This window comes from Thioflexithrix psekupsensis (genome assembly GCF_002149925.1).
GTDB lineage: Bacteria > Pseudomonadota > Gammaproteobacteria > Beggiatoales > Beggiatoaceae > Thioflexithrix > Thioflexithrix psekupsensis.
The window spans coordinates 596,337-608,778 of sequence record NZ_MSLT01000006.1 but is presented as its reverse complement, the minus strand read 5'-3'; the positions used below and the strand labels follow the sequence as shown (position 1 = coordinate 608,778).

10 protein-coding genes are annotated in these 12,442 nt (G+C 43.8%); 8 read left to right on the top strand and 2 right to left on the bottom strand.

Features of this window, described 5'->3' with window-relative positions; translation table 11 throughout:
• Window positions 1–37 precede the first annotated feature (37 nt).
• The 5 genes from ftsY (at window position 38) to murJ (ending at window position 5,732) form a co-directional block, all read left to right on the top strand.
• Window positions 38–1,069 (top strand): signal recognition particle-docking protein FtsY, encoded by a 1,032-nt coding sequence (gene ftsY / locus TPSD3_RS03865; protein WP_086487265.1) that lies wholly within the window; start codon window positions 38–40, stop codon window positions 1,067–1,069.
• Window positions 1,070–1,078: 9 nt separating this feature from the next.
• Complete coding sequence (gene ftsE, locus TPSD3_RS03860; RefSeq protein WP_086487264.1) at window positions 1,079–1,750, top strand: cell division ATP-binding protein FtsE; 672 nt, start codon at window positions 1,079–1,081, stop codon at window positions 1,748–1,750.
• Complete coding sequence (gene ftsX, locus TPSD3_RS03855) at window positions 1,751–2,779, top strand: permease-like cell division protein FtsX (RefSeq protein WP_086487263.1); 1,029 nt, start codon at window positions 1,751–1,753, stop codon at window positions 2,777–2,779.
• Window positions 2,780–2,828: 49 nt separating this feature from the next.
• Window positions 2,829–4,091: a molybdopterin molybdotransferase MoeA gene (moeA, locus tag TPSD3_RS03850; RefSeq protein WP_086487262.1), complete on the top strand. Its 1,263-nt coding sequence runs from the start codon at window positions 2,829–2,831 to the stop codon at window positions 4,089–4,091.
• Window positions 4,092–4,196: 105 nt separating this feature from the next.
• Complete coding sequence (murJ, locus tag TPSD3_RS03845; RefSeq protein WP_176329713.1) at window positions 4,197–5,732, top strand: murein biosynthesis integral membrane protein MurJ; 1,536 nt, start codon at window positions 4,197–4,199, stop codon at window positions 5,730–5,732.
• Between the two features lie 164 nt (window positions 5,733–5,896).
• On the opposite strand, the gene TPSD3_RS03840 is transcribed toward murJ, so the two are convergent.
• Window positions 5,897–6,103 carry a hypothetical protein gene (locus TPSD3_RS03840; protein ID WP_086487260.1) on the bottom strand — a complete coding sequence of 69 codons (207 nt, stop codon included), beginning with the start codon at window positions 6,101–6,103 and terminating at the stop codon, window positions 5,897–5,899.
• 11 nt (window positions 6,104–6,114) lie between these two features.
• Window positions 6,115–6,756 (bottom strand): hypothetical protein, encoded by a 642-nt coding sequence (locus TPSD3_RS03835; RefSeq protein WP_086487259.1) that lies wholly within the window; start codon window positions 6,754–6,756, stop codon window positions 6,115–6,117.
• 270 nt (window positions 6,757–7,026) lie between these two features.
• Here TPSD3_RS03835 and TPSD3_RS03830 point away from each other — a divergent pair, with 270 nt between their 5' ends.
• The 3 genes from TPSD3_RS03830 (at window position 7,027) to TPSD3_RS03820 (ending at window position 12,440) form a co-directional block, all read left to right on the top strand.
• On the top strand, window positions 7,027–8,736 hold the full coding sequence (locus tag TPSD3_RS03830) for an AAA-like domain-containing protein (protein WP_086487258.1): 1,710 nt from the start codon (window positions 7,027–7,029) through the stop codon (window positions 8,734–8,736).
• A 34-nt stretch (window positions 8,737–8,770) separates the two neighbouring features.
• A complete protein-coding gene (locus TPSD3_RS03825) occupies window positions 8,771–11,437 on the top strand; it encodes an AAA-like domain-containing protein (protein WP_086487257.1) in 2,667 nt (888 codons plus the stop codon).
• Window positions 11,438–11,603: 166 nt separating this feature from the next.
• Window positions 11,604–12,440 carry an Rpn family recombination-promoting nuclease/putative transposase gene (locus tag TPSD3_RS03820; RefSeq protein ID WP_217884360.1) on the top strand — a complete coding sequence of 279 codons (837 nt, stop codon included), beginning with the start codon at window positions 11,604–11,606 and terminating at the stop codon, window positions 12,438–12,440.
• Window positions 12,441–12,442: the final 2 nt, after the last annotated feature.

The window sequence follows — 12,442 nt, the reverse complement described above, 5'->3', positions numbered from 1 at the left end:
TCTACCCAACAAAAAATACATAGCCCCTTGGATCATTATGTTTGGATTTGGCAAAAATAAAACCCCTGAAACGGTAGCAGAAACTGAAGTCGTCAGCACACCCAACGTTTCGACCGAAGAAACACCGCGTCGCAGTTGGTTACAACGTTTAAAACAAGGCTTGAGTCGCACGCGCCATTCCTTGAGTCAAGGACTACAAAACTTGATTTTAGGACGTAAAACCATTGATGATGATTTGTTAGACGAAATTGAAACGCTATTGTTAAGCGCGGATGTGGGCGTTGACGCAACACAAACCTTGATCAATGGATTAACACAACGTTTATCCCGTAAAGAACTCACTGATCCGCAATCCTTATTTAACACATTAAAAGCGGACATGACCGCGATCATCGCACCAGTGACACAACCGTTAGTGATTCCGCCGCGCGCCGAATCAGGTAAACCTTATGTGATACTTATGGTGGGAGTCAATGGCGCGGGCAAAACCACAACGATTGGTAAACTCGCTCATTATTATCAACATCAAGGTTTATCTGTCCTCTTAGCGGCTGGAGATACCTTCAGAGCCGCTGCTGTAGAACAATTGCAAGTCTGGGGAGAACGTAATCAAGTCCCCGTCATTGCCCAAAGTGGCCGCGCTGATTCGGCTTCGGTGATTTTTGATGGATTACAAGCGGCCACCTCTCGCGGTGTCGATGTACTCATTGCAGACACCGCTGGCCGTTTGCAGACCAAAGATAATTTAATGGAAGAATTGAAAAAAGTAAAACGAGTACTCAACAAAATCGATCCCCAAGCTCCCCATGAAGTGTTACTGGTGTTAGACGCGGGGACGGGACAAAATGCGTTAAGCCAAGCGCGTTTATTTCACCAAGCGGTTGCGGTTTCGGGGATTGCGTTGACCAAATTAGATGGCACGGCAAAAGGTGGCATTGTCTTTGCGGTGGCACAACAATTAAAATTGCCCATTCGTTTTATTGGCGTGGGCGAGGGCATCGACGATTTACGGCCTTTTGTTGCAGAAGAATTTGTTGATGCGTTATTTAATCGAGAATCTGCGGCTTAAACGAGCATTATGATCACTTTTACCGATGTGACCAAACGTTATCCCAATGGTTACGATGCCTTAAAACAGGTGAATTTTCACGTGGATCGAGGCGAAATGGTATTTTTAACGGGACATTCGGGTGCGGGGAAAAGTACCTTATTGCGTTTAATTCCTCTGATTGAGCGTTGTACAATTGGGCAAGTTTTGGTCAATGGACAATATTTAACCCGCTTGCCGCGGAGTCGAATTCCTGATTTACGCCGTAGTATTGGGATGACTTTTCAAGAACATCGTCTGCTTGCGGATTACACCGTGTTTGACAATGTGGCCTTACCTTTGGTGATTGCGGGTTTTCGTTTGCCAGAAATTCGGCGACGGGTGCGAGCGGCGTTGGACAAAGTGGGCTTGTTGAATAAAGAAAAAAGTTACCCCATTACCCTTTCCAGCGGTCAACAACAGCGCGTAGGCATTGCGCGAGCGGTGGTGCATAAACCCCCTGTGTTATTGGCGGATGAACCGACAGGCAATTTAGACCCTGCAATGGCTTTAGAAATCATGGAGTTATTCCGTGAATTTAATCGAGTGGGTGTGACGGTACTGATTGCGTCGCACGCACTCAATCTTATTAAGACGATGGGTTGTCGCACATTAATTTTACAAGAAGGCAACCTGATTGGTGATACAGTACCACAACCATAAATGAAAGTTGCACGTCCCTCTGCTTCGCGTAGCACTACACCGTATCGGCCGCCCGCGCCTCCCAAAGCTCCCGCCGCCAAGCCGCGTACTGCCGCGAATAACAACAGCACCGGCAGTCATGCGTGGCTGACCCATCACTTTTACGTTTTTTTTTCCAGTTTGGGACAATTTGCCCGTGCGCCCTTGCAAAATATCATGGCTGCGGCCGTGATTGGGGTGGCCTTAGCGTTGCCGGCGGGATTTTATTTGTTGTTGGAAAATGTGCAGAATATCAGTCGAAATTGGGGCGGAACGCTGCAAATTTCCTTGTTTTTACAAGCCGATGCCACGCCTGAAGCCATCCAAACTCTGTCTGATCAGTTGTCACAACGTGCTGATATTCAAAGTGTACAAGTGATTTTGCCAGAACAAGCCTTGCAAGAATACCGAAATTTATCGGGATTTTCCGACGCATTAACCGCTTTAAATCAAAACCCCCTGCCTGCGGTATTAGTCATTCAACCAAAACAAACGACTGAAGGCCATGCGCCTCCCCAAAGTTTGTTAGACGATTTAGCCCAATTGCCTGCCGTCGATATTGCTCAACACGATATGCGTTGGTTGCAGCGTTTATCGGCTATGTTAGAAATTGCCAAACGGGGCGTATTGGTGTTAGCGGGATTATTGGCATTAACAGTATTATTAGTGGTGGGCAATACCATTCGTTTGTCCATTGAAAATCGCCGCGAAGAAATTGAAATTAATAAACTCTTTGGCGCAACCGATGGCTTTATTCGTCGCCCATTTTTATACAGCGGTTTTTGGTATGGTTTATTGGGGGCGATTATCGCGTGGTTATTGGTTTATTTGGCTTTTGCTTTATTAGAACATCCGGTGCAGCAATTAACTGCGCTTTATTATAGTGAATTTACGTTAATGCGTTTTGATTGGCGTAGCAGTTTATTATTATTAGCGGCTGGGATTTTTTTAGGTTTAGCGGGCGCGTGGTTGGCCGTGGGGCGACATTTGCGCGATATTAATCCGCGTTAAATCGGCTTTAGGCAAAAATTTTTATGAATGATTTTATTTTGGTATCGCTATGAATTTCACAAAACAACCCAGTTGTGCCGATGATCAGGATATTGGCGTGTTGCGTGTTGAACAGGCTTTGGCGCAAATGTATGCGGCATTGCGCCCTTTGACCGAAACGGAATATGTGCCATTACGTCAGGCTTTGGGGCGAGTTTTGGCACAAGTGATTGTTTGTCCTATCAATGTTCCATCGCATACGAATGCAGCAATGGATGGTTACGCCTTGCGTGGCGCGGATTTGCCCGCGGAGGGGAGCGTTACCTTACGACAAATCGGAGTGGCGTGGGCGGGGCGACCGTTTGCGGATACAGTCCCGGCAGGGCAGTGTGTGCGTATTATGACGGGTGCGTGTTTACCCGATGGCACAGACACTGTAGTCATGCAAGAAAATGTGCGCGTTGATGGCGATTGGATACAGATCAGTGCGCAAGAACGCCCCGGCCAAAATGTACGCCATGCCGGCGAAGATTTAGCCTGCGGAGAGCCGGTGTTGTCGGCTGGACGCTTGATTTTACCGCCGGAGTTGGGTTTATTGGCTTCTTTGGGTATTGTAGAAGTAAAAGTGATACGTAGATTGCGGGTGGCTTTTTTTTCTACCGGTGATGAATTGCGTAGTTTAGGTGAATTTTTACAAGAAGGGCAGATTTACGACAGCAATCGTTATACGATATACGGGATGTTAATGCGTGCCGGCGTGGAAGTGATCGACATGGGTGTGGTACGCGATGATCGCGCCATTCTCACCGATGCAGTACAACAAGCGGCCAGTCATGCCGATGTACTCATTACGTCGGGGGGCGTTTCAGTGGGAGAAGCAGATTTTACCAAAGCGGTATTGTCCGAATTGGGTAATATTGCTTTTTGGAAAATTGCCATGAAGCCCGGCCGTCCTTTGGCGTTTGGACAGGTTAAAAATATGGCTTTTTTAGGGTTGCCCGGTAATCCTGTGGCGGTGATGGTGACGTTTTATCAATTTGTGTTGCCGTTGTTGCGCTATTTACAAGGCGAAATAAATCCGTTAATTACGCCGACTATTCAAGCGAAAAGTTTATTTACTTTTAAGAAAAAGCCCGGCCGTTCAGAATTCCCGCGGGGTTTTTTAAGTCAAGATGAAACGGGTCAATGGTGTGTTGAAATCAGTCATCAACAAGGATCAGGCATTTTACGTTCGATGAGTGAGGGGAATTGTTTTATTCTGCTCCCCGAAACACAAGGCACTGTAGCGGCTGGAGATTGGGTGACGGTGCAGCCTTTTTCTGGGTTATTGTGAGCGGTGCGGACTTAATGGCTTACTATTGCGATAATGCAACAATGCAATAAATTTTTTTAAATTCAATGACACCACGATGAGGTTTTTATTCTGAGTAAAAAATTAATGAAATCGGCTGCCACTGTCGGTGGAGTGACCTTAATTTCGCGTATTATGGGTTTTATGCGCGACGTGGTGATTGCTCACAGTTTTGGGGCGGGGGCGAGTACAGATGCGTTTTTAGTGGCTTTTAAAATTCCTAATTTTATGCGGCGATTGTTTGCGGAGGGGGCATTTTCTCAGGCTTTTGTTCCCGTATTAAGTGAGTATAAAGCCCAACGCGATCCACAAGAAGTCAAGCATTTGGTTGACCGTGTCGCTGGGACAATGGCCAGTGTGTTATTTTTAGTGACATTATCGGGTTTAATACTGGCTCCAATTCTGGTGTTAATTTTCGCCCCTGGCTTTACTCAACACGGCGATAAATATCAATTAACGATTGATCTATTACGCATTACTTTCCCTTATTTATTATTCGTGGCATTAACGGCTTTTGCAGGAAGTATTTTAAATACTTTTGGCTATTTTTCTATTCCTGCTTTTACGCCTGTTTTATTAAATATTTGTTTAATTGTGGCGGCCACGGTGTTTGCGCCTTATTTTGATGAGCCTATTACGGCATTGGCGTGGGGGGTTTTTGTGGCGGGAATCGTGCAGTTGTTGTTTCAATTGCCTTTTTTGCGTCGTTTGGGGATGTTGCCGCGGCCGCGAATCGATTGGCAGGATGCGGGAGTGAAGCGAATTTATACGTTAATGTTACCTGCATTATTGGGTGTTTCGGTGACGCAAATTAATTTATTAGTCGATACTTTAATGGCTTCTTTTCTGGTGACGGGCAGTGTATCTTGGCTTTATTATTCGGATCGGTTGATGGAATTTCCTGTGGGCGTTTTTGGTTTGGCATTAGCCACTGTTATTTTACCTAATTTATCGAAAACAGTCGCTTTAAAAGAAATGACTTTGTTTAATGCGACATTAGATTGGGCTTTACGCTGGGTTTTTGTGGTGACTTTACCGGCCATGTTAGGTTTAATGCTTTTGGCTATTCCTATGTTGGCGACCTTGTTTAATTACGGTCAATTTTCGCAACACGATGTCACGATGACCAGTTATAGTTTAATGGCTTATGCGGTGGGTTTACCGGCTTTTGTGTTGATTAAGGTGTTGGCTTCGGGTTTTTATTCGCGTCAGGACACTCGCACGCCGGTGCGCATTGCCATTATGGCGATGGTGGCGAATATGACTTTAAACTTATTATTTATTATTCCTCTGCAACACACAGGATTGGCATTAGCCACTTCATTAGCGGCTTTATTAAATGCGGCTTTATTGTATTTTAGTTTAAGAAAAAATCATGTTTTTATGCCACTTTCTCATTGGCCGCGTTTATTGTTACAAGTGGGTGGGTCTTGTGTGATGATGGGGGTGGTTTTATGGTGGGGAGCGGGGGATGCGCAATTTTGGTTTAATGCGTCTATTTTTGAGCGTGTGACTGGATTATTTTTATGGATTTTCTTAGGCATGGCGATTTATGGCGCGAGCTTATTTTTAATGGGCTTTCGTTTAGAACACATGGATTTACAGTCGCCTGTTCGGGAATAAAAATAATCTGGTATTTATTACCAAACAAGCTCAAAACATCTCGCGCGGATTTTTTTGACTTAAAACCCACTAAGGATGGTTTGAATTAAGATTTTTAAAGCATTGCGTATAGAAAAAATAAAAACGTTACCCCAAATGAGGTAACGTTTTTTTGTTAAAATGGCTTAACGACCATTAAAAAAATCTTGTAATAAATCGGCCGCGGATTCAGTTGCGCCTGCTTTTAACGCGGCTTTTTTAGGAGAATTTCCTGCCATCCATGCAATGATAGCGGCAATAATAATTTTGGTGGCGATAGCCGTGCCATGAGCAATTAAATAGGCTTTAATGGCGACCAATAATCCAACTGGAACTAAGGCAAAATGAATCATGATATTTCTCCTTAGTGTAAGCGGCGTGAAACGTCGCATTTAAAGCGATAATATTCGTCTGCGGCATCGGCAATGCTGCTGACAAAATAAGCATTAATGCCACCCCCCACGATAGGCCCTAATAAGGGAATAATGCCTGCGCCTGCTTTCGCCGCGAATTTAGAGCCTAATTTCGCGCCCACTTTCGCCCCTAATTTACCGCCCAATTTCTTACCCACCATCAAGCCAAGCCCCACCGCAAGGTGTTTGGCGATCAGCTTGCTGCCGACTTTACCGCCCACTTTTATCGCTAAATCTGCTGCACCTTTGCTGGTGATGGCAGCCATCACTTGACTGTCTTTAGACCACACCGCTAATACGTTGGCGAAGTCTTCGCTTTCTAAAAAATTGCCGCAGCCTGTGTCAAAACCACGAATCGCACCAATACCAAAACTACATGTTGACATACGATTCATCAAAAACATCACATCCGCACCCAAAGCCGCTAAGTGCGCGCCCGGAACGATGCACGCCAATGCACCACTGCCACTCACCAATGTAATCTGTTCACGCCGCCAGCCGTCTAGTGTTCTGGGAGATGCGTCACGATAAATTTGGGTTAAATTCGGGGTTAAGCCGTTAAAGGCATCCACCACCATTTCATTTAAGCTCATGATCAATTCCTCAACTTGAGTGTTAATGGGATAAACACACTGCTTTGAATTAACGCCGTGTGTTGAGGAAAAGATTAATTTTTAACTCATTGTTTTTAATTGTCTTTTTGTTAATTAGAAATAAAGCAATTTTGTAATGAAATGGTTTATTGTTTGTGAATGAACGGCGTTAATGAGTGAAGTATTTGACTTGTAATCATGGCTGTGGGATACTTTTTGTGAAGCACGAATTCCCCCAGTGAAGTTTTTGTAAAGAAGAGGTAAACCTTAATGACAAGCCCCATCGGAGAACAGACCGCACGGGTCTTAAAACGACACATGGAACGCGGCAATATCAGACAAGTTGATCTCGCCGCCGCTACGGGCGTGAGCCGCAAAGCAGTGAGTGATTGGTTGAAAGGGATGTTGGCTAACCCGTTGAAACAAGAACATGTTTTGGTTTTGGCAGAGCGAGTATTTCGCTTACAGGGAGAGGAAAAACGAGAATTTTTAGTGGATATGGGTTATCCCGATGCAATACTGGAATCGCCCAGTACTTCATTGGCTGTACGTCAATGTCGGGTGGTGGTGTTGTACAGCGCATTGGAGGTTCGGGATAAACAATATGCGACCGCTTTGGCTAATTTGTTGAAAACACAAGCGAATTATCAAGTTGAATTGTTGCATCAATTGGATAAAATCCCCTCTTTAACACGAGCGGATTGGATTGTATTTTGTTTGTCGCCTTATTCGGTATATAGCGCGCAGTTGTTGGATTTGTTGGATTCGGCTTATCAGATTGCACAGAAAAATTGCAGTTTATTGGTGGGCGTGAGTGCCAAAAAATTGGAAGATGTTCCGCAAGAGGTGAGCAATTTATTGTCTAATATTCAGGTTCTTGATATTGAAAATGTACGTAAAGAATTAGAAGAGGCTTTCGGTTCTTTATTGCAGCAACTTAGTGAAAAATATCACCGTCCTTATGAATTGGAAATGGTGACAGGTGCCATTCCATTAGACTCTGCTTTTTATGTTGAACGCTTGTGTGATGAGTCGTTTAAAAGCTGTTTTGAACGCGGTGATTCGGCTTTGCTCATTAAAGGCGCAAGACAGGTCGGGAAAACGTCTTTATTGGCGCGGGGAATTGATATGGCGCGGAGAATGGGTTATCACGTGTTATTGGTCGATTTTCAACGTTTTTCGCAGCATGATTTGCATTCTTTAAAAGATTTTTTTATTGCTTTTGCGGAATTGCTGGCGGATCAATTAAGATTGGATATTTACCCCAGAGAAGTATGGCGAGAAGGGCGATCAGCCAGTGTTAATTTTGATCTGTACATTCGGGATTATGTGTTGCAGCCTTTACAGCAGCGGGTGTTATTGGCGATTGATGAAGCCGATAGAATTTTGGCGCATTCGTTTAGTGATGATGTGTTTTCGCTGTTTCGTTCGTGGCATAATGACCGCAGTTTACGCCCTGATAGCCCTTGTCATCGCTTAACCATTGCGCTGGCTTATTCGACTGAACCTTATTTGTTTATTAAAGACATTACGCAATCGCCTTTTAATATCGGTTCAAAAATTCCTGTTGAGGATTTTGATTTGGCACAATTGAGCGTGTTAAATCAGCATTATGGTTCAATTTTATATCGGGGAGAATTAGAGGAGTTTTTAGAATTTACAGGCGGCCAACCTTATTTGTCGCGTTGCATTTTAAATGATATGGTAATTAGAAAGCTATCTTATTATGATTTTTTGCTGTACATCAAGAATCATGATACGGCATTATCGGATCATTTAAAGCGTATTGTGTATCTTCTTTCTCAAGAAACAGGTCATGAATTGCAAGCAGCCATTAAAGAATTTATTAAGACGGGAAAAGTAGAATCACAACGTTTATTTTCACGTTTGCGCAGTGCGGGAATTATTGCGGGTTCTGTAGAATATCCGCGTTTTCGATGTCGGTTATATAAGGATTATTTAACGGCTCATTTTGCTTAAATTTTTTGTTTTTTTCACCACAGGAGTTAATGACATGACAACCCCTTCTTTTTTTGCCATAGGTGGCGCAGTGATGGCAGATGCCAAGAGCTACGTTGTGCGTAAAAGTGATCAGATTTTATACGACAATTTGCGGGCGGGGGAATATTGCCATGTTCTCACCAGTCGCCAAATGGGTAAGACATCAGTGGCGAAACGGGTCGTTGATTTGTTGCGTCATGACGGTTTGACCGTGGTTTTTATGGATTTGAACCGTATCGGCACGAATGCAGGACAGCTTAAAGCAGAGGAATGGTACGACTTTTTGATGGTGCAAATCGGGCGTGAGACGGGCTTGCAGCGTGAGGTGGAGGATTTTTGGTATCAAGATGAAACCTTGCTTTTTATCCCACGCTTACACGCTTTATTTGAGTTGCTGTTGTTGCCACGTTTAGGAGAATTGGTTATTTTTATTGATGAAATTGATTTGGTAAAAAGTTTTCCTTTTTCTACCGATGATTTTTTCTTAGGCATTCGCAGTATTTATAACGCCAGAGATGAAAAGCCGATTTTTCAACAATTGCGCTTTTGTTTTTTGGGCGCAACTTTGTCTATTGATTTAATTAAGAATAAAGAAATTTCTCCCTTTAATGTAGGAAAAATAATTATTTTAGAAGATTTTAACTTAAAAGAGATGGAGTTATTTAAAACAGTTTTCTCTGGTGAGGATAAAGAAAAAGATGAAGCGTTAAAACGGGTTTTTTATTGGACTAACGGTCAGCCTTTTTTAACACAGTTATTATGTAAAGAAATAGTGGAAAATGGCGAATATTCGATTAAAGAGATCGATGCGATTTGTCAGCGTTTGTTTTTCTGTGCAGATTGTCGGGAAACAAATCATAATTTATCGGGTTTAATTATGTTTTTGGAAGGCGTGAGTCAAGCCGATGAGGAAATTAAATCAGGGATGTTGGATTTGTATGGTCGAGTGTTGCGTGGTAAGACAATAAAACATGATGAATTTAATCCGCATATTCCGCGTTTACGTTTGATGGGTTTGGTGAAGTTGAATCAAAATGGGGTGTTGCAGGTGCGTAATCGGATTTATGCGCGGGCCTTTAATTCGCGGTGGATATGGTTGAACTTGCCAGGGGCAGAGAAACGGCGGCAGGAAGCGGCGCGGCGGCGTGGGTTTTGGCAGGCCTTTGCTGCTTCGTCGGTAGTGGTGACAATAACAGGCGGTTTGGCGATTTGGGGCTGGACGGCAGAGCAGGAGGCGGTGAAGCAACGTGATATTGCTTCGCAACAAAAGGAAATTGCTTTAGAAGCTATTCATACGCTCACTTATCAATTAGTGGATGGTCTAAAAAACATCCCCCGCACCCAGCCGATTGTGGAAAAAACCCTACAGGGCAATGTGGCGTTATTAGAGCGCATTTACGCCCTTGATTCGGAAAAGCCCGAAGCCTTGCGGGAGAAAGCATCTAACCTTAGTCGTACAGGAGACATGTGGCTAAGATTTGGAAAAATTGACGAGGCAGTTGTCGCTTTCCAACAGTATTTGGAAATTGCTGAACGACTCGCCGCGTCCGACCCCACGGATGCCCAAGCACAACGCGATTTGTCGGTCAGCTATGAGAAAATAGGCAACGTGCAGTTACGCTTAGGCAATGCCAACGACGCGCTGCGCGCTTACCAACAGACGCATGATATTTTAAAACGACTCGCCGCGTCCGACCCCACGGATGCCCAAGCACAACGCGATTTGTCGATTAGTTATAACAAGATAGGCGACGTGCAGTTACGCTTAGGACAGGCACAGGACGCGCTGCAAGCCTACCAACAGAGTCTTGAGATTCGTCAACGACTCGCCGCGTCCGACCCCACGGATGCCCAAGCTCAACGCGATTTGTCTATTAGTCACGAGAGAATAGGCGACGTGCAGTTACGCTTAGGCAATGCCAACGACGCGCTGCGCGCTTACCAACAGAGTCTTGAGATTCGTCAACGACTCGCCGCGTCCGACCCCACGGATGCCCAAGCACAAAGTGATTTAGCATGGGGTTATACCAAAATAGGCGATGTGCAGTTACGCTTAGGCAATGCCAACGACGCGCTGCGCACTTACCAACAGGATTTTGAAATTTCTGAACGACTCGCCGCGTCCGACCCCACGGATGCCCAAGCACAACGCGATTTGTCGATTAGTTATAACAAGATAGGCGACGTGCAGTTACGCTTAGGCAATGCCAACGACGCGTTGCGCGCTTACCAACAGAGTCTTGAGATTTGTGAACGACTCGCCGCGTCCGACCCCACGGATGCCCAAGCACAAAGTGATTTGTCTAATACACTAAACAGCCTTGGTTTCACGATAATTGACAGAGAAATGAAAGATCATTACACAGAAGCTCATGGTTTGTTAAAACGAGCTTTAGAATTAGAGCCTGATAGTCCGTATATTGTTGACAGCATGGGTTGGCTTTTTTACCGCATGGGCAAATATCCAGAGGCTTTAGAATACCTACAGCGTGCTATGGAATTGGTCGAAAAAACCAATCTTGCTGAACAAGACCCGTATGCTGCCGCAGAAAATGCTTTACATTTAGGGGAGGTATTGTGGGCGATGGATAGAAGAGAAGAAGCTAAACAAATTTGGGGTAACGCAGTAAAGCAATTTCCAGATGATGTTAGATTAAAAGAGGCTATTAAACGTCTCTAATCTCTGAATCATCTCGTAGATCGCGTAAGCGACTAGGAGGGGGAGAAAGAGGAAATTTGTTAAGTGCTTGTTTTTATTTTTATTCTAACTCCCCCCTCCTAGCACTAGAAATGTAAAAACTCTGAACGCTTTTAATACCTGAATATTTTTATTTAACTACACAATCATGAACAAATACCTAAACCCCTACACCGATTTTGGTTTTAAAAAACTATTTGGTGAGGAAGCCAATAAAGATTTATTAATCGATTTTCTCAATCAACTTTTGCCCGCAGAACATCAAATTGCGGAATTGAACTTTAAAAATACGGAGCAACTCCCTGATATTCCTTTAGAGCGCAAAGCCATCTTTGATATTAGCTGCATTAGCACCACAGGACAACATTTTATTGTTGAAATGCAAAAAGCCAAATTACAGTTTTTTAAAGACCGCTCCGTTTTTTATGTCACTTTTCCCATTCGAGACCAAGCGAAAAAAGGCGATTGGTTATTTAAACTCGACCCTGTTTATTTTGTGGCTATTCTTGATTTTGTCTATGATGAAACCAAAGAAATGGCCAAATTTCGTCGTGATGTTGCGTTACGCGATGAAGAAGGACAATTATTTTTTGACAAACTCCATTTTAAATTCTTACAAATGCCGTTATTCAACAAGCAAGCCGATGAATTAGAAACTCATTTTGACAAATGGATTTACTTTTTAAAAAACCTAGAAACTTTTGAACATATTCCCGCTATTCTCAATGAGCCGATTTTCCAAAAAGCCTTTAAAACCGCAGAACTGGCTAATCTCAGTCAAGAACAATATTCTGCGTATGAAAAAAACCTATTGGATTATCTAGGTGTTCGCGCCGCAATGGTGACAGCTAAAGAAGAGGGGAGAGCGGAGGGGAAAGTCGAAGAAGCATTAAACATAGCGAAAAACATGAAAGTCGCAGGTATGGAGACCCAAATTATTACGCAAATGACAGGCTTATCTCCTGCACAAATTGATGAATTATAAGC

Excerpts from the sequence above, each read along its gene's own strand:
- ftsX (WP_086487263.1), top strand. The coding sequence starts at position 1,751 with ATGAAAGTTGCACGTCCCTCTGCTTCGCGTAGCACTACACCGTATCGG.
- murJ (WP_176329713.1), top strand. The coding sequence starts at position 4,197 with ATGAAATCGGCTGCCACTGTCGGTGGAGTGACCTTAATTTCGCGTATT.
- TPSD3_RS03830 (WP_086487258.1), top strand. The coding sequence starts at position 7,027 with ATGACAAGCCCCATCGGAGAACAGACCGCACGGGTCTTAAAACGACAC.
- ftsE (WP_086487264.1), top strand. The coding sequence starts at position 1,079 with ATGATCACTTTTACCGATGTGACCAAACGTTATCCCAATGGTTACGAT.
- ftsY (WP_086487265.1), top strand. The coding sequence starts at position 38 with ATGTTTGGATTTGGCAAAAATAAAACCCCTGAAACGGTAGCAGAAACT.
- TPSD3_RS03840 (WP_086487260.1), bottom strand. The coding sequence starts at position 6,103 with ATGATTCATTTTGCCTTAGTTCCAGTTGGATTATTGGTCGCCATTAAA.
- TPSD3_RS03835 (WP_086487259.1), bottom strand. The coding sequence starts at position 6,756 with ATGAGCTTAAATGAAATGGTGGTGGATGCCTTTAACGGCTTAACCCCG.
- moeA (WP_086487262.1), top strand. The coding sequence starts at position 2,829 with ATGAATTTCACAAAACAACCCAGTTGTGCCGATGATCAGGATATTGGC.
- TPSD3_RS03820 (WP_217884360.1), top strand. The coding sequence starts at position 11,604 with ATGAACAAATACCTAAACCCCTACACCGATTTTGGTTTTAAAAAACTA.
- TPSD3_RS03825 (WP_086487257.1), top strand. The coding sequence starts at position 8,771 with ATGACAACCCCTTCTTTTTTTGCCATAGGTGGCGCAGTGATGGCAGAT.